The organism is Flagellimonas lutimaris, assembly GCF_003581615.1.
GTDB lineage: Bacteria > Bacteroidota > Bacteroidia > Flavobacteriales > Flavobacteriaceae > Flagellimonas > Flagellimonas lutimaris.
This window is the reverse complement of record NZ_QXFH01000076.1, coordinates 207,389-234,228: the sequence shown is the minus strand read 5'-3', so window position 1 is coordinate 234,228 and position 26,840 is coordinate 207,389. Positions and strand designations below refer to the sequence as shown.

At 37.0% G+C, this 26,840-nt stretch carries 23 protein-coding genes; 20 read left to right on the top strand and 3 right to left on the bottom strand.

Annotated features, from left to right (window positions below; translation table 11 throughout):
• Window positions 1-250: 250 nt before the first annotated feature.
• From D2V08_RS17395 to D2V08_RS14045, 16 genes are all read left to right on the top strand, one after another.
• Window positions 251-424: a hypothetical protein gene (locus D2V08_RS17395; protein ID WP_182835563.1), complete on the top strand. Its 174-nt coding sequence runs from the start codon at window positions 251-253 to the stop codon at window positions 422-424.
• A 512-nt stretch (window positions 425-936) separates the two neighbouring features.
• Complete coding sequence (locus tag D2V08_RS14120) at window positions 937-1,275, top strand: DUF6249 domain-containing protein (protein WP_119608802.1); 339 nt, start codon at window positions 937-939, stop codon at window positions 1,273-1,275.
• A gap of 6 nt (window positions 1,276-1,281) precedes the next feature.
• Window positions 1,282-1,836 carry an RNA polymerase sigma factor gene (locus tag D2V08_RS14115; protein ID WP_119608801.1) on the top strand — a complete coding sequence of 185 codons (555 nt, stop codon included), beginning with the start codon at window positions 1,282-1,284 and terminating at the stop codon, window positions 1,834-1,836.
• A 31-nt stretch (window positions 1,837-1,867) separates the two neighbouring features.
• The gene (locus tag D2V08_RS14110) at window positions 1,868-2,176 is read left to right on the top strand and encodes a hypothetical protein (protein ID WP_147374147.1); all 309 of its coding nucleotides are present in this window, start codon (window positions 1,868-1,870) and stop codon (window positions 2,174-2,176) included.
• On the top strand, window positions 2,173-3,594 hold the full coding sequence (locus D2V08_RS14105; RefSeq protein ID WP_119608799.1) for a serine hydrolase domain-containing protein: 1,422 nt from the start codon (window positions 2,173-2,175) through the stop codon (window positions 3,592-3,594). The genes D2V08_RS14110 and D2V08_RS14105 overlap by 4 nt, the downstream gene beginning before the upstream one ends.
• A gap of 136 nt (window positions 3,595-3,730) precedes the next feature.
• Window positions 3,731-5,467 (top strand): serine hydrolase, encoded by a 1,737-nt coding sequence (locus D2V08_RS14100; protein ID WP_245980593.1) that lies wholly within the window; start codon window positions 3,731-3,733, stop codon window positions 5,465-5,467.
• Window positions 5,468-5,615: 148 nt separating this feature from the next.
• Window positions 5,616-7,358 carry a helix-turn-helix domain-containing protein gene (locus D2V08_RS14095; protein ID WP_119608798.1) on the top strand — a complete coding sequence of 581 codons (1,743 nt, stop codon included), beginning with the start codon at window positions 5,616-5,618 and terminating at the stop codon, window positions 7,356-7,358.
• 237 nt (window positions 7,359-7,595) lie between these two features.
• Window positions 7,596-7,751, top strand: coding sequence for a hypothetical protein (locus D2V08_RS17390; RefSeq protein WP_182835562.1), 156 nt, complete (start codon window positions 7,596-7,598; stop codon window positions 7,749-7,751).
• 1,006 nt (window positions 7,752-8,757) lie between these two features.
• Window positions 8,758-9,156 (top strand): DinB family protein, encoded by a 399-nt coding sequence (locus D2V08_RS14085; protein WP_119608797.1) that lies wholly within the window; start codon window positions 8,758-8,760, stop codon window positions 9,154-9,156.
• 187 nt (window positions 9,157-9,343) lie between these two features.
• Window positions 9,344-10,837, top strand: coding sequence for a serine hydrolase domain-containing protein (locus D2V08_RS14080; RefSeq protein ID WP_119608796.1), 1,494 nt, complete (start codon window positions 9,344-9,346; stop codon window positions 10,835-10,837).
• 33 nt (window positions 10,838-10,870) lie between these two features.
• Entirely contained in the window at window positions 10,871-12,076 is a 1,206-nt protein-coding gene (locus D2V08_RS14075; RefSeq protein WP_220473408.1) for a serine hydrolase domain-containing protein, read from the top strand.
• Window positions 12,077-12,613: 537 nt separating this feature from the next.
• The gene (locus tag D2V08_RS14070; RefSeq protein WP_119608794.1) at window positions 12,614-13,081 is read left to right on the top strand and encodes a hypothetical protein; all 468 of its coding nucleotides are present in this window, start codon (window positions 12,614-12,616) and stop codon (window positions 13,079-13,081) included.
• Window positions 13,082-13,534: 453 nt separating this feature from the next.
• Window positions 13,535-14,086: a helix-turn-helix domain-containing protein gene (locus D2V08_RS14060; protein ID WP_119608792.1), complete on the top strand. Its 552-nt coding sequence runs from the start codon at window positions 13,535-13,537 to the stop codon at window positions 14,084-14,086.
• An 804-nt stretch (window positions 14,087-14,890) separates the two neighbouring features.
• Window positions 14,891-15,823: an NAD(P)-dependent alcohol dehydrogenase gene (locus D2V08_RS14055; protein WP_119608791.1), complete on the top strand. Its 933-nt coding sequence runs from the start codon at window positions 14,891-14,893 to the stop codon at window positions 15,821-15,823.
• A gap of 153 nt (window positions 15,824-15,976) precedes the next feature.
• On the top strand, window positions 15,977-16,999 hold the full coding sequence (locus D2V08_RS14050) for a helix-turn-helix domain-containing protein (RefSeq protein ID WP_147374144.1): 1,023 nt from the start codon (window positions 15,977-15,979) through the stop codon (window positions 16,997-16,999).
• 263 nt (window positions 17,000-17,262) lie between these two features.
• The gene (locus D2V08_RS14045; RefSeq protein WP_147374142.1) at window positions 17,263-18,174 is read left to right on the top strand and encodes a hypothetical protein; all 912 of its coding nucleotides are present in this window, start codon (window positions 17,263-17,265) and stop codon (window positions 18,172-18,174) included.
• Window positions 18,175-18,415: 241 nt separating this feature from the next.
• On the opposite strand, the gene D2V08_RS17385 is transcribed toward D2V08_RS14045, so the two are convergent.
• Together D2V08_RS17385 and bla are read right to left on the bottom strand one after the other, a co-directional pair.
• A complete protein-coding gene (locus D2V08_RS17385) occupies window positions 18,416-18,589 on the bottom strand; it encodes a hypothetical protein (protein WP_182835561.1) in 174 nt (57 codons plus the stop codon).
• Between the two features lie 58 nt (window positions 18,590-18,647).
• On the bottom strand, window positions 18,648-19,376 hold the full coding sequence (bla, locus tag D2V08_RS14040) for a subclass B1 metallo-beta-lactamase (RefSeq protein WP_119608788.1): 729 nt from the start codon (window positions 19,374-19,376) through the stop codon (window positions 18,648-18,650).
• A 608-nt stretch (window positions 19,377-19,984) separates the two neighbouring features.
• Between bla and D2V08_RS14035 the strand changes: the two genes are divergently transcribed.
• The gene (locus tag D2V08_RS14035) at window positions 19,985-21,133 is read left to right on the top strand and encodes a helix-turn-helix domain-containing protein (protein ID WP_119608787.1); all 1,149 of its coding nucleotides are present in this window, start codon (window positions 19,985-19,987) and stop codon (window positions 21,131-21,133) included.
• A gap of 120 nt (window positions 21,134-21,253) precedes the next feature.
• Here the strand turns inward: D2V08_RS14035 and D2V08_RS14030 are convergent, their stop codons facing one another.
• Window positions 21,254-22,939, bottom strand: coding sequence for a S41 family peptidase (locus D2V08_RS14030; RefSeq protein WP_119608786.1), 1,686 nt, complete (start codon window positions 22,937-22,939; stop codon window positions 21,254-21,256).
• 480 nt (window positions 22,940-23,419) lie between these two features.
• Here D2V08_RS14030 and D2V08_RS14025 point away from each other — a divergent pair, with 480 nt between their 5' ends.
• The 3 genes from D2V08_RS14025 (at window position 23,420) to D2V08_RS14015 (ending at window position 26,813) form a co-directional block, all read left to right on the top strand.
• Window positions 23,420-23,989 (top strand): DUF7103 family protein, encoded by a 570-nt coding sequence (locus D2V08_RS14025; protein ID WP_119608785.1) that lies wholly within the window; start codon window positions 23,420-23,422, stop codon window positions 23,987-23,989.
• A 50-nt stretch (window positions 23,990-24,039) separates the two neighbouring features.
• Window positions 24,040-25,647 (top strand): hypothetical protein, encoded by a 1,608-nt coding sequence (locus tag D2V08_RS14020; protein WP_119608784.1) that lies wholly within the window; start codon window positions 24,040-24,042, stop codon window positions 25,645-25,647.
• 86 nt (window positions 25,648-25,733) lie between these two features.
• Window positions 25,734-26,813 carry a hypothetical protein gene (locus tag D2V08_RS14015; RefSeq protein WP_119608783.1) on the top strand — a complete coding sequence of 360 codons (1,080 nt, stop codon included), beginning with the start codon at window positions 25,734-25,736 and terminating at the stop codon, window positions 26,811-26,813.
• Window positions 26,814-26,840 lie beyond the last annotated feature (27 nt).

Sequence of the window (26,840 nt, the reverse complement as noted above, 5' to 3'; positions counted from 1 at the left end):
AAGATTAAGTGATGATTGCTCTGCTCAGAACAATAGCTGGTTAAAGTATAAAAACAGATGATAAAAATATTGAACAAATACAAATTGCCATCTCAAATGTTTCTGAAAAGGAGGAACGCGAACGTGTATCGCTGCTTTTCAAAAAGCTACCCCTTTGTACTTATCTGAATATGGATTGGTAAGTTTAAGCAATAGGCATAACAACAAAGATATTAAGAGACATTTGTAATTGTTAAACCCAATATTAATTATGAGCAAATCGACTAAAATTTTATTGATTACAATTGGAATTATAACCTTTGGGGTTGGTATTTGGTCATATTTATCTGAAAAAGATTTATTCAACACTTATTTTGCTCTTGGCATTGGAGCGGCTTTAATGATTACGGTTTTTTCAGTGCAATCCAAGAATGAGGAAGGATGAGTGGGGTATTGTTTCCAAACCAGATCAGGTTTATTCAATAACCAGATTCCTGGAATTGGATTTTTATCTTACGGAAACAATAGTCTTAAGGATATCACTTATTTGCAGTTACGGAACGAAAAACCAGTTTCAATTGATTTGCAACTAAAATCACTTAGAAATTAGGGGGCTTTATATATCCATCAAAATCCTGGTAATATTTCTATTGCGCAAACCTAGTTTAATAACGTAATATTTTTGGTTTCTTATAAGGTAAGTCAAAGTCCTATCTGACATTGCCATTTTTTTATTTTTTGCACCACTTTAATCAAAGAAGCAAGTCAAACCGTTTGTTTTTCCACTTCACTCGAGCAAATAATCCTTTCGCTACGCTTTAGGGTAATATCTTTTTCAGTTTGTTATAAATAGTGAATAAGCTGGAATAAAGAACAATTATCAAAAATCTTTACAAAATCTGTAACCTATTTGTGTTAACAATAATCATATAGGGAGAAACCTTAAAATTAAAAAAAATGAATGATTTTATTTTTGGACCTGGGATTGTTTTGATGGCCCTATTTATTGCAGCTGGATACACGATTTATTTTTTTATCAAGGCTTCCCATGTAGAAAGAATGGCCAAAATTGAAAGAGGCATCGATACCAACGCTCCATCCAACAATCGATATTTGGAAATAAAATTGGGTATGTTGATGGTTGGTACGGCTTTCGGGTTGTTGCTCGCATATCTTATTGAGAAAACTTTTACCGTCGATGATGTAGTTTTCTATCCTTCCTTCATGTTACTGTTTGGAGGTATAAGTCTCATAGCGTCTTTTTTCTGGGCAAAGAGATTACAGAATAACAAATAGCCCTCCATGGATGCCCATTATATAAATGAGGTCTTAAATGGAAACACCAATGCTTTCAGTTATTTCATCAGAACTTATCAGAACAAGGCCTATGGGGTGGCCATATCTATCGTCAAGGATGAAGAAAACGCAAAAGATGTGGTTCAGGACAGTTTTATTACAGCCTATTCTTCGCTGGCAAGTTTTCGAAACGACGCAAAATTTTCCACTTGGTTTTATCGGATTGTGGTCAATACTGCATTACAATCTATAAAACGAAAAAAGCGGAAGAATGAAGTATTGGGAGATTACGCGATAACGGACAACCAGAAAACCGCATGCAATAACGCCATTGGTCTATTGGAAAAACAAGATTTAAAGAAACTGATAAAAGGGGTATTTGAAAAAATCCCAGCAAAAGAAGCTTTGGTCTTGCAACTATATTATATCGATGACCAAAATATTACGGAGATTGAAGAGATTACCGCGTTTACCAAAGCTAACGTGAAAGTCCTTTTACACCGTGGTAGAACGAACTTTTACAAAGTGCTCATAAAGCAAAAACGCAAAGAATTTTTTTAATATGGATAATAATGATCGCTTAAAGGAAGTCTTGGAAAAAATAGATAATGTCAATGCGTCTATTGACCTCGAAGATGTGGTTATGAAGGCAATTAGGGAACAGGAAAGTGTAAATAATCGCATAGCCAGTTATAAAGCAAAAGGTTATAAGGCCTTAACGGTTTCAGTTATCTTGACAATGACCCTTGGAATCCTGTTCAGCTTGTCAAGTAATGTTCATTCCATTGAGCATTACATTATAACATATTCTTCGATAATCCTAGTACTGATTATACTCTTCATTCAGCTTGAAATGGGGAGAACAAAAATTTTTGATAACCATAAAAACATAACAATATGAAAAACATCTCAATATATCTAATCGTAATTCTCCTTTCCTGTTGCAAGGGAGCCAATGAAAATGCAACAGAAGAACAGATTGCCAAAATTGATGATTACTTGGAAGAAATATCAAAGGATGATGGTTATAGCGGTACGGTTTTAATAGCCAAAAACGAAGAAGTGCTTTTTAAAAAGGCCTATGGCTATGCGAATCTGGCACATAATGTGCCCAATCAAATCGATACTAAGTTTGGAATAGCATCAATGGGCAAAATGTTTACCGCTGTGGCCATAATGCAATTAATGGAACAAGGAAAATTAACGCTTAATGACAGGGTAGGTGAAATTCTGTCCGATTATCCAAATGATACGGTCAGGGACAGTGTTACCGTAGAACAACTATTGGTTCATACCTCTGGATTAACCGATTTTTTTAATGATAAATTCGAACATCGTGCAAAGCACAGTGTACGAACAATTGCTGATTACTTTAGCTTGTTTAAAGATGATGAGCTGCTGTTCTCTCCCGGCAAAAAATTTAGCTACAGCAATGCCGGATATATTGTGCTAGGGATGATCATAGAGCATTTATCCGGTATCAACTATTATGATTATGTCCAAAGGAATATTTTCAACCCAGCGGGAATGGAGAATACGGGTAATTATGAAACCGACAAGTCCATTGCCAATATTGCCGAAGGATACATTAAAAAGGATATCAACGGGGTTTGGACAACCAGTACTTATATGAAAGGAGCTAGAGGAAGTTCTGCCGGAGGTGCATACTCCACCGTAGAGGACTTATTGAAGTTTGCCATTGCATTAAAAAACAATACCCTGATTTCTGAAGAAAGTCTGGCATTAATGATTTCCAACAAGGACCAAAATGGTTACGGCTATGGTTTTAGCCTTAATAAGTTCAACGGTATAGAAGTATACGGGCACAATGGCGGAGCTCACGGTGTTTCAGGGGAATTGGATATTTATCGAAATATGGACTACATAGTCGTTACCTTATCCAATCGGGGTGCATTGGATGGATGGGTGGACGTTAGAAGTATGATACGAGAAAAACTTGCAGGCTCCACTGAGGAAACCAATAAATACTTAGGCACAAAAGAACTTATAGAAATCTATGAGATTGAAGGTTTCGATGCCGCCATTGCCAAATTAAAAACCATGGAAGGAAATATTTCCGATAAATATTTAATGGATGCGGCCAATAAATATCGTGAGGCCAAGGAGTTTGACAAAGCAGTTGATTTACTTGAAATACTGGTTACCGGGATACCCGATTCATGGTATTGCTTCAGTATTCTTGCGGATACATACCTAGAGGCTGGGAACAAAACAAAAGCCATAGAGAATTACCACAGAAGCTTGGATTTGGATTCAAATAATCAATGGGCAATTGAAAAACTACAGCTACTTGAATAAGTCTAACAAAGAAATCGAGCACATCAAAATAGGTTGAGCGTAGTTTTCCCTGTTTTTAAAAATTATACTGCAACAATTGTAACCTTTTTGGATGGTAAACAATCATAAGAATAGAATTAATTAAAAAAATATAACTATGACTGATTTTATCCATGGATTTGTAATCATAACATTAATTTTGATGACAGTGGCTGGATATAGGGGATCCACTTTTAGTAGTGCCTCTTACTGGAAACAAATAGCTGCAATAAACAAAGCAATTAAAAACTATAAGGTTGCCATTGTAGTTTGCTCTATGGTACTATTGTCTTCAGTATCGACTTATGCACAAATGACTGGTAAACAAATTGACAGTGTGGTCAATAAGGCTATGAGTACAATCGATAATACTGTAGGTTTCGCGATTGGTGTAGTAAAAGATGGCCAGATTGTCCATGTCAAAGGTTATGGTTTGAATTCAATGGATTCGAACGAAGCTGTAACCGCCGATACACCATTCGGAATTGCTTCCAATTCCAAGGCCTTTACCTCCGCTGCTTTGGCAATTTTGGTAGACCAAGGAAAAATTAAATGGGAAGATAAGGTTATAGAATATATTCCGGAATTTAAAATGTACAACGATTATGTCACCAACAACTTTAATATTCACGACCTTTTGACCCATCGCAGTGGGTTGGGGCTTGGTGCCGGTGACCTTATGATTTTTCCAAACGGTTCGAACTTTACCATCCAAGATGTACTTGCCGCTTTTCAATACTTCGAGCCAACGACTGCTTTTAGAACAAAATTCGATTATGATAATTTGTTGTACCTGGTCGCAGGCGAACTTACGGCAAGAGTTTCTGGAAAATCCTGGGAAACATTTGTAGATGAGGAGATTCTAAAACCTTTGGAAATGCATAATTCCTATGCTAGCTATTATGATGCTTTAAAGCATGGTAACATTGCAGTGGCACATTCTTTTGATGGAAAAAGATTGAATGCAATACAAAACCCAAAACCAAATTTAAAACAAAAAATGAACGGAGCTGCCGGTGGAATTTGGGCCAGTGCAAATGACATGTGCAAATGGATGCTAGCACATTTGAATGAAGGCAAATATGGTACTGGTTTGGACAAAACGTTGTTCTCAGAACAACAGCAACAAGAAATGTGGAGAGTTCACACGCCCATGAACAAGCAATCGGACCCAAGGTCACCTTTCAAGTCCCATTTTTCAGGATATGGATTAGGTTGGTTTTTGTCCGATTTTAATGGTTTTTTCAAAGTTGAGCATTCAGGACTGATTGCAGGAATGTCTTCGGAGGTCACTTTAATTCCAGAACTCGAACTTGGTATCGTTGTTCTGAATAATTCCGAAGGAGCTGGTTTTTTAAATGGTTTGATGGGTTTTGTACTATTGGATGAATACTTAAACCTTGAAACAGGTATCAACTGGTTGGAAATGGCTCAAGGAATGCAACAACACGGACAACAAATCAGCGATCCTGATGCCGAAAAAGTTTGGTCCAAAGTGGAAGCAAACAAAGATGTGAAAATTGACAAGCCCAAGTACATTGGGGTGTATAGCGATAATTGGTTTGGTAAAGTGGAAGTTTATGATAAAGGCGGGGAATTATGGTTTAAATCCCACAAGTCTCCAAGACTAAATGGTAAAATGGAATTTTATGAAGACAATACCTTCGCCATCAAATGGGAATATCAAGATATGAAAGCTGACGCTTTGGCCATTTTTTCGTTAGATAATAGTGGTACGGCACAAACTATAAAAATGAAAGGCATATCTCGTTTTATCGATTTCAGTTTTGATTTTCAAGACTTGGATTTAAGAAGAGTATTGGAGAGCCCAACGGATTCAGGAATAAAAAAATAAATACCTGATTAAACTGAAAAAGTCACTTGAAACATAGATTTTATGTGGCTTTTTTTACATGAGGTTGAATAATAAGATGGTTTGGGGTTTTAATTAAACAATATTGAATGGCGCATGGGAAGAATCATTATTGATTAACACAAAATAGATGCACAGATTAAAGCTTGGAAAGAGTAATGAATTGGGTTTTCTTAGAATTTCTAAAGAATTTCTTTCTTTCAGCATATTCTTACTTTTTAGTTTAACCATTCTTTCCCAAGATTTGATGGTTAAAAAGTCATCCTATCGGGATTCGATTGTTAAATACCTTTATAATGATAGTGCCCGTACCAAATATTTTATCGAGGGTTATATATCCCATTCCAACCGGAACAATGATTCCAAAAAACTGTTTGATGCCTATCATGCCATGGCATCTTTCTATTATCAATATAACGATACGCTCAAACTTGTCGAATATACAGACAAACTGTTTTCAGTAGCGAAAAAAAACAATTTGAAAATAGAACTGCTCAAGGCGTATCACTTGAAGAACAATGCTCTGACGATGACTTCGGGGCTAGGTGACGAACGAATATTGGGTAATATCTATGAGGCTTTGAAAATTGCAAAGGAAATACAGAGTACCGTTTGGGAATGCAAGTATTATGATGATCTGGCCTCTTATTATGAAATAACGGGAGATTTTGAGAAAGCGTTAAACCAATACAAGGACAACTTAGCTGTTTTAAACAAAATTGCCGAATCTCCAGACTATGAAAAGTTTAAAATATGGGGAGGTAGTATAGAGAAGACCTACTTGGAACTTACCGATATATATATCGACTTGAAAGAAGTGGACTCGGCAAAAACCTATAGCAAAATGGCCAAATCCGTGTTGGACACCACTGTTGGAAAATACCATGATGCGCATTGCTTTAGAAATAAAATCCATGAATTGGAAATCAATTTGCTTGAGGACAACATTGACTCGGCAAAAGAAAACCTGAAAGAGGCTTTTGAGATAGTCCCAGAAACGTATAAAAATTCTTTTAAAGAAAACTCTAAGTATTATTATTCCGGACTGATCAGCTACTATGAGGGCGATTTTGATAAAGCCATAAAAAATTTTGAAGCTATGGATACTTTAAGTATCCAATCCAATGAACGGGCAGGATTCTTTCTCGACGATTTTTACAAAATCCAGTACAAGTCCTATTTAAAGACCAACGACTTAGAAAGGGCTGATTATTTTTTTGAAAAGCATTTGGCGTCGCTAAAGGGTCAGATGAACATTAACAATTCGGTGAATTCCAATTTTAAGAATTTGGAAATATCGCAATATAACGAAGAGGTACGGGCATTGAAGAAGGAGCGTTTAAAACAACGTTTAATACTGTCGGTGATCCTTTTGGTTGCATTTGTTGTTACGGTTTTGATCATCGTTCTTTTTAGAGTAAAACAAAAAAGGAACAAGGAAAAGCTTGAATTGCTCATGGAACGAATTTCAGAACAGGAATCACTGGTCAAGCCAAAGGTCGTTCCTCTGAAAATCAATGATGACGAAATCAAGCGAATAATAAAAAGGATTAATGAGCTTGAGGAAACAGGATACTATCTTAAAAATGACTGTACGCTTTCCAATCTTGCGAAGAAATTAAAGACCAACACGACCTATTTGTCAAAAATCTTCAATATTCACTACGAAAAAAGTTTTAATACCTACATAAATGACCTTAGAATCGATTTTGTGATCGAAAGACTGAAACACGATACCTTATTTAGAAGATATTCCATTCAATCCTTGGCCAATGAGGTTGGTTTTAAGAGCAAAGAATCATTCAATGCGGCGTTCAAAAAAAGAACAGGCGTACTTCCCTCGGCCCTGGTAAAAAAACTTACGAAAAAGTAGTCATGACCATTTGGTAAACTATATTTTATCTCCTTCGGAGCAATATAACCATACTGTTGTGCCAGGTGGTTTGAAAAAGGGTCAAAGTGAAGTTTAATGACTGAAGTAGAATATTTCGATTTGATTTACAGTGCATTATGTATGCTTAAATTTATAAAGTTAAGCACCTGTTCTTTTTGGTTCAAGGATGTTTGTTCGTTATTTATACTTTAATATGATTATCAAAAAAATCTCAAAATGGATTTTATAGATGTAGATGAATGGTTGCTCCATAAAGGAATAGACCCTTTGGAAGAAATAGAAAACGGGAATGCAGGAGAAACTATTTTTTTGGCCGATCTTTTGGAAATGTTCCTGACAGAGCAATTGGCTTTCAATTATCTCCGGTTGTAAATTCATAAACTACATGTTTCTAATTTCTTTTATTTTAAAAGGATATTAACCAGTCAACTTGGTTCCTGAGCCATGCTGATTACTATTTATGTCATCCCTTTTGAGCAAACTTGGTTTTTCCTGACATAACAAGGTCACAATTCAATATAATAGCGCTTCTGGATAATTAGGTCTACTGTCCATGGTGGCCCATTTTTAATTTTCTTTCATATGTGATCCGTTAACTAGCGTTATTACCTGCCGAAACCAAGCTTACTTTTTGACACCGCTATTTCTTTGCCCCCCTGTAACAACTAGTGATCTTTAAGGACATAGGAGGTGTCCATCTCCAGGGCCTTGTATGGAAAAGGGTATTAGTGCAATACATTGCATTTTTACCAGACTTCTTAGACTTTTTCAAAAGAAGCTGAATAATTTCTAAACATGGTTATCGTGCTATTAACATAATCAGTCATAATTCCACAATTGCAACAAATTATTGGGTTTTATGTCACATCCGATAATATGTTGATCTATTCTGGTTAAGCCTCTTGATCTTTGTGTGTACCGTATTAGTGAGTATGCAACTGTATTTGACCTTGCACGGGAATGAATAAAAATCAATAAAGGAATTTTTGAATTACATCCATATAGATTTCTAAGACCAAAATGGGGCCGCGTAAATCTGAATATTTATAGCAAACCTTTCATTTTGTATGATGTAAAATGAAAGGTTTTAGGATATCGACTCCTGCTATATGGCATTAAAGAAAATGAAAACAGGCTAAGATTAAAGCACTTTATGAAACTCACCATTGCGTTGAAAATTTAGTAAACCCAGTTGGGTTTTACACTAAAGTTCTTGGATTGGAACAATGCAGATTTGGAGCAGAAAGGAGAACTGACTTTTTCTGGATTTGAGATGGCAAACAGGCGATGCCCGGATTATGGGAAATATCAAAGGAAATGAAAACGAGTTTTAACCTACGAAAAAATGGCTCTAAATAAAAGATGAATAAAAAACGCGATGCCAGAAGAAAAATACGACTTCAAATCAACACCGGAATCCATGAGTTTTGCTGAAAACCTAATACATATTGGATGGGCAATGGATTGGCATAGTCAATCGCTAATAGGGGTACGAGAACCCAGGGACTGGAATACTGATATGGAGCTTAAAGTGGGGCATAAATCAAAGCAGGAAATGATTGACAAAATAGTGGAGACTTTTGATAAAACAATCAATTTCATAGCAAGTTTTGACATAGAAAGACTTGACCAAAGGCCGGACTATTTTGGGGCGAACAGAACGAAGAGACAAATTTTAATGTTGCTAGCCGATCACATCACACATCACAGAGGACAAATGCTCGTGTACATGAGGTTGAATGGCATAGTCCCACCAAGATATGTACTATATCAATAAAATCTATGTACGAAGAACCTTGCTTGCTCAAATCAAACTGGACATCTTTTTGACTGTTGTAGGACTGTAGTTTCTATTGAACCCTAGGCCTTGGAAGACCAAATCAATCTTCCTTGCAATGGAACGGCGAGTGAGATGCAACACCTTAAAATAATAATCGTCTTTACTAATATTTAAATCAATCAAAATGAAACAATTACAATGTATATCAATCGATAAATTGATTAAACCCTATATCACAATCTTATTGTTGATACTGTCCTTTACGTCCTGTGCCACCTCGGAAAAGGAAAAACTGGATTCGGAAATAAGCAATGAAATTGACAACTATCTTACCAGGGCGATGGAACTACATAATATTCCAGGTCTGGCCCTGGCGGTAATAGAAGAGGATGACGTAGTCTACGAAAGCTACTTTGGGCAGGCATCTTTGGAAGATGGAAGTTTGGTGGACGATAAGACCATGTTCCGAATTTTTTCCGCAACCAAACTCATCACTACGACCGGTGTTTTCCAGCTAATTGAAAATGGGCAACTGGGGTTGGAAGATAAAATCTCCAAGTATCTCAGTGACTTGCCAGTCGCTTGGCAGCAAGTTAAGATTAAAAACTTATTGAGCCATTCGTCGGGTATACCCGACATTATCAGATATGAAAGTACATTGTCCGACAAAGAATTGATGGAAAAATTGTCCATGGATAAGATGCAGTTCCAGACAGGTACGCAATTTAGCTATAACCAGACCAACTATTGGTTGTTGGGCCAAATCATCGAACAAATTTCGGGTAAAACATTTGATGATTATATAATCGGAAATCAGTTCGACAATAACTCCAATGGGGTACTGTTTTCATCCAATAGCCAAGAAAACATTCCCAATCGTGCCACTAGATATCTTTATAGTGGCAAAAACAAAAAGTTTGTAAAAGGTACCAATAATAATGGGAGAAGAGGTCATTCTGGTAATGGTCTGAACATTACCCTCAACAAATTCATGGAATGGGACAGCAAATTGAAGCTAAATCAACTCTTGGGTGAAAAGGCTAAATCGGATATGTGGTCCCCATTTGATTTCAAACAGGACTTCAAATATCAAAAAGATAATTTCCTGCACGGTTGGCACAATTACCATGTCAACGGTCTGGATTCTTATGGTTTTTCCGGTGGAAATTTAGCTGCTTATAGAATCTTCCCTAAAAGTAATACAACAATCATTTTATTGTCCAATGGTTCTCAAATTGAGGCTTACGACATCATTGTCAATGATGTTGCCAGAATGGTCATGCCGGAATTGAAAACTAAAGACTTGACTCTTGAGGAGGATGTTATGGAACTTATCCTTGATGAGCAATATGATTTGGCCTTAGCAGGTTTTCAGAAATTAAAAGAAGAAAACCCCAGCTCACAATTCGATAACTTAAAATTGAACATCAACGGAATTGGAAATTCCTACAGCTGGAACGGCGAACCAGAGAAAGCCTTTAAAGTCTTTAAAATGAATGCGGAAGCCAATCCAAATTGGTGGATTGCGGTGGCGGGTCTGGCCGAAATGCAAGAAGTAAAAAAGGACACTATTCAAGCGCTTAAAAATTATCAGTGGGCTCTCTTACTGAATGAGAAGAACGAGTATGGCTATAATGATGTGCTAAAAAGTAAGATCAATCAGCTGAAACAACAGTGATAAACGGACAATAACCTTAAATTTTCCAAAAAAATGAATAAAATATATTTTGGCCTATCCGTCATTGCATTTACTTTTCTCTCATGTCAGCCGGGAAAGAACATTAAGTCGATGGATACTGTCGTACCCCCCACTGCCTCACTTCGAACTCAATTTGAAAACAATATCATCCGAATAAATGAAAATGGTATTAGTGATTCGGTGGCCACTACGATTGAAAACCGTATGAAGGAACTTAATATACCAGGAATCAGTATCGCGGTATTCGACAATAATGAAATTTTATGGGCAAAGGGATATGGTTTAAAAAATAAAGAAAATGGAGAGACTGTAAATGAACGGATACTTTTTCAAGCAGCCTCCATTTCCAAACCTGTAGCCAGTGTTATTGCTTTTAAATTAATGGAACAAGGAAAATTGAAACTTGATCAAGATGTTAATTTACAACTGAGAAGCTGGAAAGTACCCGAAAACAAATTTACAATCAAGGAGAAAGTAACAGCAAGTAGAATAATGAGCCATACCTCCGGGTTGGGAACATCGGGCTTTGAAGGCTATAACAAAAAAGATTCCGTTCCGACTTTGGTGCAGGTCCTGGAAGGCAGTAGTATAACCAATTCCGAACCGGTAAGGGTGATTCAAATACCCGGTGAGTCAGAATATTATTCTGGTGGGGGCATGGAGGTACTCCAGTTGTTGATGGAAGATGTCAGCGAAATAAAATTTCCTGAACTGGCCGAGGCTTTGATCTTTGAACCTCTCAAAATGGAAAATAGCACATTTCAATATCCATTACCGGAGAAATTGAACGACTATACCTCAAACGGTTTTGATTCCAATGGAAAAACCATTGATGGTGGGTATCACCTGTATCCTGAAAAAGCAGCTGCCGGTCTATGGACAACACCGTCAGATCTCGCTAAATTCATGATAGCATTGGGTAAATCCTACAGAGGTGAAAAGGGTGGAGTTTTGCACCAAGATTCTGCTCAATTGATGATGAAACGAGTGCCAGGTGCAGGAGGTACGGGAATAGGGATAGATGGAAAAGGAGATGCATTTAGATTTCGACATACTGGTGGCAACGCTGGTTTTAGCTGTTATGCGGTATCCTTCGCCAACGTTGGACGAGGTGTTGTTATTATGACAAATTCAGACAATGGGTTCCCTATGAACCATGAAATCGTTCGAGCTGTTTCCGAAGTATATGATTGGCCACCAATGTGGATGCGGGAATAGTTTGATAACTATTGCTGCCATTATCAGTCCCATTGAAAATGCGCCCGTCCCAAAAGTGAATCTATTCGTTGAATACTTCTTAGGTATGAAATATAATTTATTGAAAATCAGGTTGGATACTATTAGTGATTTGGGTCGTTTTTCCTTTTTTTAACCCTGCTTTTGGTTGTTTTTTGTTTGACCGTCAAAAGCAGTTTAAGGAGGTCCAATTTCCTATTGGTTGGCATGCCCTTTGGATGGTCCATTGATTTTTCCGATTTTTTTGCAGGATTATGTTTCGCAATGGGACGTTCTGGTGAGTTTTAAAATGTATCCGCATTTCTATAAATGCCCTTATTTTACTTATATGTATCGTCCATAGGCTATTCGGACTTGAAATTTAATCGATTCATTGACTTCACGCTGTCCCTTTCATCGTTTCCATTATCTTTTCCGAAATAAATGCGTACAGAAGCCCGACGCCTGGATTTTATGGGACTTCAATTAGGGCTCAATGGCTATTGTACATTACGGGAATATGTGTTGTTCTAAAAAGGCATGGAGACATTTATCTTGAAAATAATGCCCAGCCTGATTCCAGAGTTTTTAGGGGGCTTTTCAATTCACTGTCCTATCCAGTGTGGACACGTTGTCGCATTTATCAAGACCTGGTTTTACATTTCTGAGAAATTAAAAGGGATGATTCTCAACCTGGATGTCTTTATTGGAATCTTTACCCTTTTGATTATAACCTGGTTTGTATTTAAGTCCATTTACGCCTCAGAGCTCTTTACCGGAATCAAAACATCTCTGCGTCCTAGGTCTACCCTAAAAAAGAATAAGGGTTCGGAGCTGAATCATGGTGACTCCCAGGGTGATATTGAACAAATTAAGAGCCATATGGACAAAGAGTGGCCCTACAGGGATTATCCACTTAGTTTGGAAAAGTTGGCACATCAGTTGGTGGTACCGGAAAAAAGAACTCTCCATTGCTATCAATCATCACATGGGAAAACACTTTTTTGATTTTGTGAACACCTTTCGAATCGAAGAGGTAAAATACATGCTGGCAGATTCAAAATTTAAGAATAGCACCATTCTAGAAATACTTTACAGGGTAGAATTCAACTCAAAATCATCATTTTACACTGCTTTAAGAAGGCTACAGGCATGACACCTGCACAAAATCGGAAGGAAAATACCATAGGACAACCCCTTGAAAATGGTTCGACTTTATTTAATCGAACCTTATTTAGAGCGCATTTTATCATATTTGCTCCATGCGAATAAGGTATTTTGAAACAGTTCAAGTATTTTCCTTTAATGACGGTGATGGGCTTTTGGGGTCATGGGCAAAATTCCAATGATCGGTCCAAAGGACAATATCGATGTTTTGAAAATGTATTCACAGAAGGAACCCATAGCCTTTGTAATTAACCATGTTTTAAAATTAAAGGATAGAATCCAAATCACGTGAATATGCTTACGGACATTTTACTTTTTGTTATCGTTATACTACTAGCGGCAATTTTCTATTTGCTCTCAATCGCAGTGAAGAGGCTTGTCCTAAATTCAAAAAGTGATGCTGTTGGTTCTGAATCCATCGCGATGACATCCGTATTTGATCGTGCTGATAAATATGCACGGAATGGTATTTCGGAAGCTGTGGCCAAGGATTATAAAGATATCATCATTGAAAAGATGGAAGTAGGTGAGCCGTATATAAATCCTGATTTCAAATTAAATGACCTGGCCAAATTGATTTCCCTATCCAAGCACCAAACATCCTTGGTATTGAACCAAGAGCTGAAAATGGACTTTAATTCCTTTGTGAATAGTTTTCGCATCAAAAAGGCAATACGTCTACTATCGGAGAGAAGAAAAATACAAATTGGTGAGGTAATGTATGAAGTGGGGTTTAACAATTCGACAACCTTTAATAGGGCTTTTAAAAAATTCACAGGTATGACTCCTAAGGATTTCATTGTAGAAAACAGGAATAGTGGTTTAATGGGGCGAACCGGTACATAAATTGGATGTTGGATAGCACTAGTACTCGTTGTCCGATCTTATTATAAGGATTTAAAAAAAGTTGCCTTGTAAGTTCAGGTCCCAGTAATTAGGGCAGAATACTTCAAAGGTAAAGTGATGAAAATGGTTTATCCCTGATCTGAATGGGAACCTGGACTTCAAATGCTTTTCAAAATAGGGATTGATTTTCTCGCCCCCATTGAAATGAAGAGATGATGAGGGAATATTATTTTGGAAGGATAAGCTGTGGTATGTAGAATACATATGCTGAAAAAGCTTTAAAAAGCAAGGAAATATTGTAAGGTATATATCGCCAAAGACTTTCGGGGATTCGCCAATAGGTATTCCCACAACTTATTATCGGGGTATTTCCAACGAACTATAAAATGTTTGCTTGAACAGGTGAATTTCAGCATTATTTTGGAATTAATATATTAGGGATGGATGTCGGGAAAGATAGTAGCGTAAATATTTAAAAATGGATTATTTTTTATTCTGACTCATTGATTTTTTGAGTTAGGCCAATAATCAAGTTTCTACGTCCATCCTTTTTACAAATAATTTAAATGGAGTCTATGGAACAGCTTCCTTAAAAGAGTATTTTACCATTTATGTTGCTCATCTTGATATTCCCGTCCATTGAGTTCAAGATTTGACCCCTTTGAACACGAAAAGTATAATCGTATGTGTCTTGAGGTCTTTATAAATTACTTGAACCAATTGAGCATCGTATGCTGTAATCAAGCAAATATAGGTGTCCATTGATCCAAGGTAGACGTTTAATAGTGTTGAAATCAATTTTGAATGAAAGCTTATATCCACGAGAAGTATGGCCCTCCCCAAGTACTCAAAGCTGTTGAGATCGAAAAACCCACCCCAAATTCCAATGAGGTGTTGGTGAAAGTCTGTGCTACAACGGTATGCGCAGGTGATGTAAGGCTTCGAAGCTCTGACTTTCCCTTTTTATATTGGTTGCTTGCGAGACTTATATTCGGCCTTTTTAGACCTAAAAGGAAAATCTTGGGACATGAATTTTCAGGTGTTGTGGAACAGGTGGGGAAAAAGGTAAATGGGTTCAAGGAAGGTGACGAGGTTTTTGGGACAACAACAATGCTCAAAAAGGGTTCCTATGCCCAGTATGTATGCGTTCCCCAGAAATGGAAGCATGGGGTACTATCCATTAAACCCAATAACATGAGCCATATAGAATCTGCTGTATTGCCTATCGGAGCTATGACCGCCCTTTTTTTATTGGAAAAGGGAAAGATATCGGGCACGGAGGAAATATTGATATATGGTGCTTCCGGGAGTGTTGGAACTTATGCTGTCCAGTTGGCCAAAAACCAAAATGCGAGGGTAACCGGGGTGTGCAGTACGAGCAACATCAAAATGGTTACAAACCTTGGTGCTGAACATGTTATCGATTATCTTAAAGAAGATTTCACAAAATTGGCCGGAAGGTTCGATATTTTTTTTGATGCGGTAGGAAAGGTCAGTAAGAGGACCGCTCGGAAGATGCTAAAGGAAAAAGGTCGTTTTGTTTCTGTAAAGATGATGACAAAGGAGAAGGATGTGCATATCAAAAAGATTAAATCGCTGGTGGAAAAAGGAGAAATCCTTCCGGTGATTGATAGGATTTACCGATTCGATGGAATGGTAGACGCTCACACCTACGTGGACAATGGACATAAAAAAGGTAATGTAGTGGTATTGGTGGACAAGTCATTATCATCGTAATAAACCATGATTATTAATGGATATATTGGTTTTGATACAGTGGGAAAGATACAAAACCTAAGAGGGCAATGGTTTGTGAGCTAGTGATACTGTATTGCAGGGATGGCTATTTTTATCCTTAGTTTTTCTGGAGGATTCCCTTAAATTTACACCGTGGATTACTTATCTCAAGTATTGTTTTTCTTTGGAGCTGTAGGTCTCTTCAATAGTTTTATTTTGGCTATGTATTTATTGTTGAGCAAGTCTTATGTGAAGTTGGATAACCGGTTGTTCGGTTTCTTTCTCATAATCCTCAGTATAAGGGTGTTGAAGTCGTTGTTCTACGCTTTTTCTACAATCGAACCTATTTGGTTCCTACAGACAGGACCTGCATTTTTTCTATTGATAGGTCCCGCACTGTTCAATTATGTTGCCGTTGTTGGTGTTTTCAGTACTTTTTGGTCCCGTAAATGGAAAATACACTTATTTGTGTGGGTATTGGCGGTCTGTCTTATGATGGTAGTCATGCCTTTTTGGAACTTTCGGGATTTGTATAAGGATATACTTTTACCCATTATCAATTTTCAGTGGCTTTTGTATATCATGCTTTCGGGTTTATTGGTGCTTAAAGGAATCAAAAGAGGCAAAAGGTTGACACTTCTGGAGAATTGGTTAATAACATTGCTCCTATCGAACCTTATTCTCTGGATATGTCTATCCATTATTGGTTTTGACTATTTCATTACCGGTTCGCTAGTGTTTTCACTGCTTTTTTATGTCATTTTCCTTTTTTTTCAGTTTAAAAAACGCCTCCGCTCAAAAGTTTTTCCCAAGAACAAAGGATGGAAACCGGTGAATATAGTACCCCATTCCCAAAAGCTTTTACAACAGTTGCAAAAGATCATGGAAGAACAGAAATTATATGCAGATCCTAAACTGAAAATTGCGGACCTTGCTGATAAAGTAGACGCTACACCTCATGAGCTATCAAAGTTTTTGAATGTATACCTGAACCAAAGCTTTACTGAATTTGTAAATAATTACAGGATTGAAGAAGCAAAGAACCTATTGTTATCAAGCGATAATAGGTATACCATAGAGGCAATAGGGAACCTTGCTGGGTTCAATTCAAAATCTGCCTTCTATAAGGCGTTCAAGAGTAGAACCGGATTGACACCGGCGAAATTCAACAGGTGATTCCAATCGGGTAAATTTTGTCTTTTGTTTTGGTAACATTAGGACATTGAAAGATGTCCTCTGGAGAAACGTAAAAGTAAATGGGAGAATAAAATATTAAATGATTTTATGTAGAGATATGGTTGTTGGTCTACTTCATCAGTATTGCTTGACCAGGGACCCGTAGAAAAATGAAGTCGTTGTTGGGATGGAGCGGAAGTTTTATCTAAATTGGAACAGAAATGGCTTACTAAAATAATGTTTCCATCAAATTTTCCCTTTTAATGAATAGAAGACTTTTTTGTATACTGCTATTGATGTTGCTGACTTCTGTTCCATATGGGTTTGGCCAATCGGATAATACCAATATCACCTTAAATGCCATCGATTCCATTCCCTTTAAACTCACGAGCTATAATAATATTGTTGTGGAAGTTGTTTTAAATAAAAGGGACACACTTGATATTATGCTACATACCGCAAGCAATTCCGTATCAGTCGTTCGTGAACATTCAAAAAAAATACAAAGTATCATGTGGGATGACTCCATTGGTGTAGGTTCTTGGGGCGGAAATGGGAACTCACGTTACAGCACTGGAAATAGGTTGCAAATTTCACAATCGACTTTCGAGGATATCGAGGTTTGGGAAAACAAAAATTCCGGCCCTGGGACACAGGGGAAGTTTGGTCTTGACCTGTTCGAAGATTATGTAGTCGAAATCAATTTTGATAATGAAATCATCTTTCTCTACGAATCGCTACCATCAAAAATAGAGCGGTACACTAGCTGTCCTGTGATAAGAAAGGATAATCTGCTTTTTGTTCAAGGAGCAATGTCTATTGATGGCATTATATATGAACATGATTTCCTATACCATTCCGGTTACGCAGGTGCATTGCTCATAGAGGATGTTTTTGCAAGAAAGGCTCAATTGGCGAAGCGTATTAAAATAACATCAGAACAGGAGTTAAAAGATTCCTTTGGAAACCCAGTAAAAATAAAGCGGGGAAAAATCCCTTTCTTCTTTCTTGCGAAAACTTCTTTTAGTGATGTAAACATCGGATTTTTTGATGGGAAAATAGGACAGCAAAGAATGAGTATTTTAGGTGGTGATATTATCAGAAGATTTAATGTAATACTACCAAAAGATAGGAGCGTTATTTATTTAAGTCAAGTGAGTTCCATAACCAATTGAAGAAACATATTTTAGTGCTCAACATTGGATCAATGTCACATAAATCTTTATTGGACCCCTTATTACAATTCAGGTACATACTTTTCCAATCGATATTTGATATATACCTGACTGCCATTCCATCTTCATTGCATCTAAGAGATTTGGGAAATTGAACTGATGATTTTGCTTAAAAACCCTTCTTCAAACTAGGTCTTTAGGTGTGGATAAAGGCTGTGAAAACAGCAAGAATTATAAACCCTTACTTACAAGTATTCAATTTTTTTCCATAAAAAACGGTTACGATTATTGAAATGCCGATAACCAATGCGAACATGGACTCGGTTAAATCTTCTTTCTTCAGATAGTTGAAGATTCCTGCAATAATGCTAAGTGTACCGATAGCAATAAGAAGTATTTTGGTTGATTTATTCATAATTTAGTAGATGGTTTGAAAATATTTATTTTTAATGCAACGATTGCCGGCCAAATGTTTATTTCAATTTGAATAATTGTATCGTGTAATCAAATAATTCTGGTCCTCCTGGATTTCCATGTCCAGGAATTACGATGGACGTATTCGGATACTTTAATTTGATTTTTCGAACAGTTTCTGACCATTTCTCCGTATTGGCATCGCCTAAAAACCCTTTGCTAGCCCCCAATGCCTTAAGAAGACATCCACCGAAAACAACATTATTTCCAGGGAAAACACCGATAATATTATCTTTGGTGTGCCCTTCACCAAAATATTCCGCATACACCTTTTTAGTGCCAATTTCCAATGTCAGACTATCTTCAAAACCTGTAATGTAACCAGTAAGTTTGTTATTGTCGTTTGTCAATAGATCAATGGTCCGTTTCGAGCCGTAGATGGGAATGCTTTTTGATATAAACTCCTGTATCCCGCCTATGCAATCTTCGTGAAAATGAGTGGGAACTATACCAATAATTGAGGTTCGGAGTACTTCTCTTGTGAAATGAATCAGTTCCAATGAACCTTGGTTGTCCGTTGGTGTGTCGAATATGACCCCCTCATTTTTATTGATGACCAACATACCGTTGCATGTTACTTTTCCATAATCCTCGGTATCTAAAAAGGAGATATGCTGATAGATACCATCCGACAGTTGTTTGATTATAAGATTATCGGTTTGATATACAGTGATGCTGTCCGTTTTTTGTCTTTCCGTATGAGTACGATGGACTTTCTGTTTGGACATCTCGTTTTCTTTTGAAAATGAACCTTTTGGCAGCGCATGGCAAGGCCCTACAATTAGAAGAAAACTCAATATTAGCTTAACCACTGATTTTAGTTCTTTTTAAGCTCGTTGTTTGGTTCCTTATCAAGGAATAATAGTATAAACCCTCAAAGCCTTGGACAATTGAAAAATTTCAACTTGTCGAAAACTGACTGCTAGAGTTAAAATTCATCATACAAAATACTACTTTTTAATGTTTTTTCAGATAATTATCCACAACATCAATATCATGGGGATATTTTAGAGTCCATTGGTTGTGAAGACCTATTTAAATGGGTGCTTCCGTACAAGTTGAAATAAAATCGGAAATAAAATATCAGATAGTGGATGAGCTGTCAAACCTTAGATTAAAATGTAGTGTAATACTTGAATTTCTTTGCAAATTTTTGAAAGCCCCACCCGTATTTTAAAAAAAGTTAAATCTTATCCGTTACAATGAATTAATCTTACTTTTAAACCTGGGCTGAGCCGGAATTCCAGCTACAGGAAATGTTCGTCCCGTTATAATAAACTCGGAATTTAATTAATGTTCAACCAACGAATTATTTCCACTTTCTTCTGAAAAAAACTTGATTTTAGGGAAAATTACTTTGGTGGTCTTTTTTATAGCACTGGTACTGGCATTTTTCTTTTTAACGGTAAAAAGTAAAAAGCATAATAAGGTCCGAAATAGGTTGATGGGGTTCTTTTTGCTCAGTGTACTTTTACATATCAGTGTATTTTATTATTCCAGATATTTTGTTATGCCTCTTTTCCTGGAACAAATTCGCGATCAATTGGTGTTGCTGTTTCCGCCTCTACTTTATTTGTATTTACTTTCTTCCCTGTATCTCGATTTTAAATTGGTGAAGAAACATTTGGCCCATTTGATTCCATTTATTTTGGTTCTGTTTTTATTTGTACCAAGATTTTTTGTGGTCCCGGAAACTGATAAAATTGCTTTTTACCAATCTTTTCATTCCCATATGGAGGCTAAGATTTATGCCGCTGTAGTTATCATCTCCACCACGATTTATTTGCTGCTCATGATAAGGGAACTTGAAAACTATAAGCGGGTACTGGATAGGGATTATTCTCCTAAAAGAAGTCAAAATTATAAATGGCTAAAGCAAGTGACCATCTTGTTGACTTTGCTTTTTGTTTTTTCCTTTTTAAGGACTTTAGCCAATTTTTCAGGACATATGGATAGTATTGACCTTGCCCGAATTGTTCACACACTTCTATTGCTGATATTTATCATTTGGTTGGTTTTAAAACATTTATATTCTCCCGAAATATCCAATCCATTGGATACAAAACATCTGCTGGATAACGATTCAAACTTGATTTATTATCCCAATCCAATCCATGGGAATACAGTTAAGGCAAATAATGGCATTGAATCCGAAATAGTCAGATTAAAGCAACATCTGGAAAAGCACAAGCCTTTTTTGTCGCCTTCCCTGACCATGAAGGACTTGGCAGATGACTTGCAAATGCAGCCTCACGAATTATCATTATTGATCAATAGGCACTTGGGAAAGCATTTTTTCGATTTTATCAATGAGTACAGAATCAAAATGGCGATTACAATCCTTGAAAACCCCGAGAGAAGGTCCACTCACATATCGGAAATTATCTATGAGGTTGGTTTTAATTCCAAATCCTCCTTTAATACAGCATTTAAAAAAATTACCGGTACTACGCCTACCGATTACAGGAAAAGCAAAATCAACTAGATTGATATTAATTTCATATCGCCGATAAATGCTGATTTACTATTGTCACCATCATTTGAAATTTGAAGCAGTATTCAATTTGAATCACCTAACTCATTTTAATATTCTGGATACGGGTTTTTAGTTTTGTTTAATAAGTCCCAAAGTATATTCTAATGGTGTATCCACATCGCGCAGATAATCCTCAATAGTGAGTACACTATAATGATGAGGGGATACACCTGCTTCATCTGAAATGGAATCTGCATTGGTAATATGAGGGACCCTACCTACCATAAAAAACACTCCTGTATTGGTAAGGCGAAATATTTTTTGTCCTCCAGTATAGAATATGCCACCGTTGGATTCTTCACCTATAATCGTACCGATCTTATTGTGCTTTGCAAGTGCAAGTAACTGACCTGTTGTTGAGCCAGCTCTTCCGTCAGTTAAAAAATAGATATCTCCTTTAAATCCATTATCCAAAGGGTATAATGGTTTGAGTTTGGCATCAGATTTGGGGGCATCCTTGAAATAGGTAAAAGGTTTTTTACTTAAATATTGTAATAGATAGGCAGCACCCCAGGAATTTCCACCACCATTTCCTCTAACGTCAATAATTAGGTTTTCACAATTGTTGTTATTGATTTTTTCAAAACTTTCATCCACAAATTCTTTTAATATTGAAAATTTACTACCGTAGAAATCCCAATGATTTATTGACATTAGTGCTGTACTTTCATCATCACCGACAAAATCAAGACAAAGTGTTTCATTACAAGAATTTAGTTTTTTGAGTCCAAACTGATATGTTTCTAACTGATTTAATGCTATAGGCTTTTCCTCGCCTTCAATTACTATTTCATAGTTTTTAGGAAAGCCAAATGAATATGGTATTAGAGCTGTCGATTGCCAATTGTATAAATGTCTTTTAGCGGCATTTCCGACTTTTCCTTGAGAGCTAATATGTTTATTGATGTCCTCTATTATTTCCGCACTGGTTTTCCCGTTTATGGTAAGAATTTCTATTCCTGCTTTCACTCTTTTGTTGTTTATCAACGCATCAGAAACATATAGTTTCCCATTAAGGTTGAACAGCTCCATAGGGAAACGTAAACTTGCGGGAAGCATTTCGCTTTCTTGTTGGAAGTACATTGGAATACTACTATGTCCGCAATTTATATTGGATACCAATTCACTACAATGCCAGATAAACTCGGGATAAGTCGTGGTATCTGTTATTAAGTTCTTTTTTTCATCTACCACATTCCAAAATTTTTCTTTTGACATGAACTTGTATGGATAGGGATTCACAGTGGTAAGTGTTTTGGCCAATTCGTCTATGTCATGCAAATAGTGTTGCTTTGGATAAATGTTGTAGAACTTATTTTTATCACGGTTTTCAAACTGTATATTTACTATAAACCGTTCTGCATTTTCATTATTTGGATTTAAGGCAAGAGATTTTTTATAGTTGACTAGGGCCAAATCCATATCACCACTTAAAAAATATGCCTCGCCTAGACTATCGTATGGATTGGAAGATTCAGGAAACTCAGAAATCAATAATCCGAAAATTTTTATGGCATCTTCAATTCTACCATCGTTGATCAGACGATAACCCAAACCATTAAGTTCTCTTTCATCGTTAAAGTTAAATGTTTCGGGTTTATCTTTTTTGAGTTTATGGTAGTAAACAATTGCGTTATCGATATCATTATAAGATGTTTCGACCAAAATTGATGTGATCGATTTTTTATCTTGGGACAGGCAAACATTGGCAATAAAAAATGATAGTAATAAAAGAATGGATTTGTAGCTCCTCATTTCGTTTTAAGTTTAATTGACGCTAATTTATTTAAACCATAAAGGGCAGTGACATGAATATGGCAACAGAAAGTTCTGATTTATAAAAGAGAACTAATAATTGCCAATGATGTTAATAGAACAAATCTAAAAGCATTTTTTACCGCTCTCTTTTTGTTTTTAATCTATCTGTTTTTTTGAAATGCAAAGTTTGGAAGCTTCAGAACCTACATTTCAAAACCTCAATAAATTATGGGTTTCCAGCCTTTCATGAAAGTATCTCAACCGAATAGTTGACTTTCCTCTGATTTTATACATCTTTTGCGGAAAAACCCCAGTTTTTTTAAGGAAAAAGTATAATGGAAATAAGTGTTAAACATGTAATTTACAACACCTTATATCTTATTGGCCTTGCTAGCGAATTGTTATGGAACACGGATAAACCCGAACGAGAATCTTTTACATCAGGATTTTTTTTGTTTTTATTAAACTGACCATACCATGCTTGCAAAAATCACTCAGCTTGAAATTTTTATTGCTCTTATCTGTATATGTATTCCCATAATACTCAGGATGGCTGACTCCAAGAAACAACAGAAGGGTTTCCGTTCCAGTATCAGTGCGTATATAGAGATGGAACGACGACATATTTTCGGTATGGTCTTTACCATTGCCGCAATGTTGTTCATATACAACGGTGTCATTAACCTCGATGTGAGTTTTCAGGAACAGATGTACCAATTTGACTTTTGGCAGGAACGTGGGTACAATATAGTGTTGGGGACGGTACTCTTTGGAGTATTGTTGTTTCCCTATAATGTCTACCCCAAGACCCATTATACATTTGCTTTCCTGTTTTTTATCGGCTGTACCTTGGTCATTGCATTTATTCATGATAAGGAGGATACGGTCATCAGCTATATCATTGCCGCAGCTTCCATTTTGGCACTAGTGGCACATCTGATCAATAAAAAATGGATCAATCTTTTTTGGGCAGAATGGATAGCCCTGACCGTTATCGGTATCCATTTCATATTGGAGGCTAAGGATATTATCAGTTTTGCCTCATAGAAAAAGAAAGAACCTGATTTCCATACCGGCAATCATTTAATACACGAATTATGAAACACATCAAAATACTTTTCTTGATTACCTTTTTGTGTGCCGTGAACCCATTTTGGGCACAGTATGAAAAAAAGGAAATTGAAGATGCACAGGAGGAGGTGGACTCAATTTTAGGTGAAGGTCGTGCAAAAGCTATCATTCAGCGTCTTTTGGATAAAGAGCTTCGTAGAACCAATAAGGCGTATTCGACAGGTGATACCTACTACGTGGATATTGATTTTGGATATGGAAAGATAGAAAAGAAAGATTTTATCAACCTTCCCCAAAAGATTAAAAAGGGGGATTTTTACATGGTTCGAATCAATAATATCAATCCCAATTGGTACAAGGTTGTCATCAATAGTAAAGACACCATAGTGGCCCAAAAATTGGAAATGCCCACTTTTGGGGATATTTCACTGGAGTCCATTAAAAGCATTACTGAAGGATTCAGTACTTCGATCTTCGCTGAATTTAAGGAGATAGAATCCGAACTGGTCGCTAAAAATGAGTATAGCTACCAAACCCTATTTTCTGATTCCATAGTGAAGAGCTTTGTGGAAAAAATGGACTATTTTGAGTCGATTCTCAAAGAAACACAAAGCGAGGAACAACTGATCATTGAATTGGTGGAGGAACATCGACAATTGATTCGAGGGATGGTTTTTCTTCTCGAATCCAGTAAAAGGGAAGTAAGCAAGATAAAAAATGATATACTGCAGTTCAGGCAGGAAAGATTGCAGCGAGAACCCTCAGAAAACGAAAAGTTATTCGATTATAAAACAGCCATAGAGACATTCTATGGCGTGAAACAAGAAATCGAGAAACACAAAACCAATGCGGAAAAGAGTTTGGCGGAGCTTCAGAAGAAAATCAAAGAAAAGAACCTCTTTGAATTCTTGGAGAAAAACAAGTTTTATACCTCACAGGTGGATGAACTGCAGAGTGGCTATAAGGAATCAATATCAAAATTCGATGAAATAAAGGCCCAGGTCTCTCCGCTGAACATGGAGAAACTATTGGCAAGTATCAGGTACTTAAGGACGGATGGGAATACTTTTGTTTCCTTGCCCATTCAATTCAAGGGCGATCGTGAGGAATTGAGCATTTCCTTTGAACCAAAGGACAGTACAGCTAGTTTACAACGGGAAGTACTGCCCAAGTTGGTATTTCCGGTGGAGAAACGATCCTATTTTTCAGTCGGTACAGGATTTTATTACTCCAATCTCAGGGACGAACGGTTTTCCACCGTTTCCGAAGTCATCGAATCCGATACGATATACTCCATAGTAAAGGAAGAGGACATCACCGAAGAATTGGGTGTCAATGCTATGATGCGCTTTGGGACCAAAATCAAGGGGGTTGAACTTTTGGGGGTGCATGGGACATTCGGTCCAGGGCTTTCCATCCAGAAAAAAGTTAGGCCCCGTTTGATGTTCGGAGTAGGCCTCTCCTATGGCAGGAAACATAATGTGGTACTGGATTGGGGAGGTATCTTGGGTTATGTGGACCGGAAAAGTACGGTCATTGAGGAATCGGATACTTTTAGTGCGAAACCTGATGTTACGGTGACCCAACTCATGGTCGGGAATTATTTTTCCATTGGTTATATGTTCAAATTGTAGATTATGTGAGTGTACGGATAGAGCTGTAGGTAATTAAACCAAGAACCATTCTACGGGAATATTCCTCAAAAAATTTACGCATTGTTATGGCTATTACTAGAAAGCAACTATATGATCTGGTTTGGTCCCGACCCATGGTCCAGATTTCAGATCAACTACAAGTTCCCACACATATTTTAAGAATGAAATGCCATGAACATCAAATTCCTTTACCTAAACAGGGATATTGGCAAAAACTTCGACATGGAAAAACAACAAACCAGGAAGAGTTACCACCTATGGAAGTGGTAGGAAAGGGCAAACCCGATGCTGCGATTATCGTGAGGTTTGTCAGCGAATACAAAAGACGGGTAGAAGAGCTTAAGAATGACAGTACCTTGAATTTAAAGGTTCCGACCAAGTTATCACGGCCACATCCGTTGATAAAGAAGACCGAAACAGCCCTTGGGAAGAAACTGGATAAGGAATATGGTTCGAGGTTCAGTTCTAATGACCCTAAATTCGAGTTTCTTCCTATCAGTACGGATACGAAACAACTGGCTAGAGCCCTAAGAATTATGAACACTTTGGTTCGGGCCATCGAAAAGCTGGGGCATCAAATCAGTTTTGAATATGGACGATGCCATGTGGAAATGTTCGGTCAGAAAAAAGAGATCAACCTTCGTCAAAAATATAACAGGATCAGGGAGAAGGAGGGTGATGGATATAGTCGGGAATCTTGGATGAAAACGAACAAGCTGGAGTTTCAGGCAGGTCCTTCCTTCAATCAAAAAAGATGGATAGATGGTAAAACCAAATCCCTCGAAGATTGTTTGCCGGAAATCATCGCCTGGATAGAAAAGGATTGTAGGGATTGGCACGACCTCAGGGCCCGACAAGCAGCAGCAAGTAAGGAAAAGGAACGGGAATTGGAACTTCAAAGAGAGAGACAAGCTGTTGTGGAATCCGAAAAGAACAAAATGAAGGAGCTTATTGAGAATGCACATAGCTGGAAAAAGGCACAAACCATACGTGAGTATATATCTGAAATGGAACGTCAAGTAAAAAATGAAGACCTAATGCTTGAGGAGGAGACCAAGGAATATATCATATGGGCCAAACAAAAGGCTAATGGCCTGGATCCGTTGCATGGATTCGAAGACCCTATTCTCGGCAAGGTAAAGTAATCACAACTACTTGAAGGGGTGTCAAAG

Bases quoted from the DNA above. Each gene is read 5' to 3' on its own strand.
- D2V08_RS14025 (WP_119608785.1), top strand. From the start codon at position 23,420: ATGCTTGCAAAAATCACTCAGCTTGAAATTTTTATTGCTCTTATCTGT.
- D2V08_RS17395 (WP_182835563.1), top strand. From the start codon at position 251: ATGAGCAAATCGACTAAAATTTTATTGATTACAATTGGAATTATAACC.
- D2V08_RS17390 (WP_182835562.1), top strand. From the start codon at position 7,596: ATGGATTTTATAGATGTAGATGAATGGTTGCTCCATAAAGGAATAGAC.
- D2V08_RS14020 (WP_119608784.1), top strand. From the start codon at position 24,040: ATGAAACACATCAAAATACTTTTCTTGATTACCTTTTTGTGTGCCGTG.
- D2V08_RS17385 (WP_182835561.1), bottom strand. From the start codon at position 18,589: ATGAATAAATCAACCAAAATACTTCTTATTGCTATCGGTACACTTAGC.
- D2V08_RS14060 (WP_119608792.1), top strand. From the start codon at position 13,535: ATGCTTACGGACATTTTACTTTTTGTTATCGTTATACTACTAGCGGCA.
- D2V08_RS14105 (WP_119608799.1), top strand. From the start codon at position 2,173: ATGAAAAACATCTCAATATATCTAATCGTAATTCTCCTTTCCTGTTGC.
- D2V08_RS14070 (WP_119608794.1), top strand. From the start codon at position 12,614: ATGGAGACATTTATCTTGAAAATAATGCCCAGCCTGATTCCAGAGTTT.
- D2V08_RS14045 (WP_147374142.1), top strand. From the start codon at position 17,263: ATGAATAGAAGACTTTTTTGTATACTGCTATTGATGTTGCTGACTTCT.
- D2V08_RS14100 (WP_245980593.1), top strand. From the start codon at position 3,731: ATGACTGATTTTATCCATGGATTTGTAATCATAACATTAATTTTGATG.
- D2V08_RS14075 (WP_220473408.1), top strand. From the start codon at position 10,871: ATGAATAAAATATATTTTGGCCTATCCGTCATTGCATTTACTTTTCTC.
- D2V08_RS14030 (WP_119608786.1), bottom strand. From the start codon at position 22,939: ATGAGGAGCTACAAATCCATTCTTTTATTACTATCATTTTTTATTGCC.
- D2V08_RS14115 (WP_119608801.1), top strand. From the start codon at position 1,282: ATGGATGCCCATTATATAAATGAGGTCTTAAATGGAAACACCAATGCT.
- D2V08_RS14080 (WP_119608796.1), top strand. From the start codon at position 9,344: ATGAAACAATTACAATGTATATCAATCGATAAATTGATTAAACCCTAT.
- bla (WP_119608788.1), bottom strand. From the start codon at position 19,376: ATGTCCAAACAGAAAGTCCATCGTACTCATACGGAAAGACAAAAAACG.
- D2V08_RS14095 (WP_119608798.1), top strand. From the start codon at position 5,616: ATGCACAGATTAAAGCTTGGAAAGAGTAATGAATTGGGTTTTCTTAGA.
- D2V08_RS14015 (WP_119608783.1), top strand. From the start codon at position 25,734: ATGGCTATTACTAGAAAGCAACTATATGATCTGGTTTGGTCCCGACCC.
- D2V08_RS14055 (WP_119608791.1), top strand. From the start codon at position 14,891: ATGAAAGCTTATATCCACGAGAAGTATGGCCCTCCCCAAGTACTCAAA.
- D2V08_RS14120 (WP_119608802.1), top strand. From the start codon at position 937: ATGAATGATTTTATTTTTGGACCTGGGATTGTTTTGATGGCCCTATTT.
- D2V08_RS14085 (WP_119608797.1), top strand. From the start codon at position 8,758: ATGCCAGAAGAAAAATACGACTTCAAATCAACACCGGAATCCATGAGT.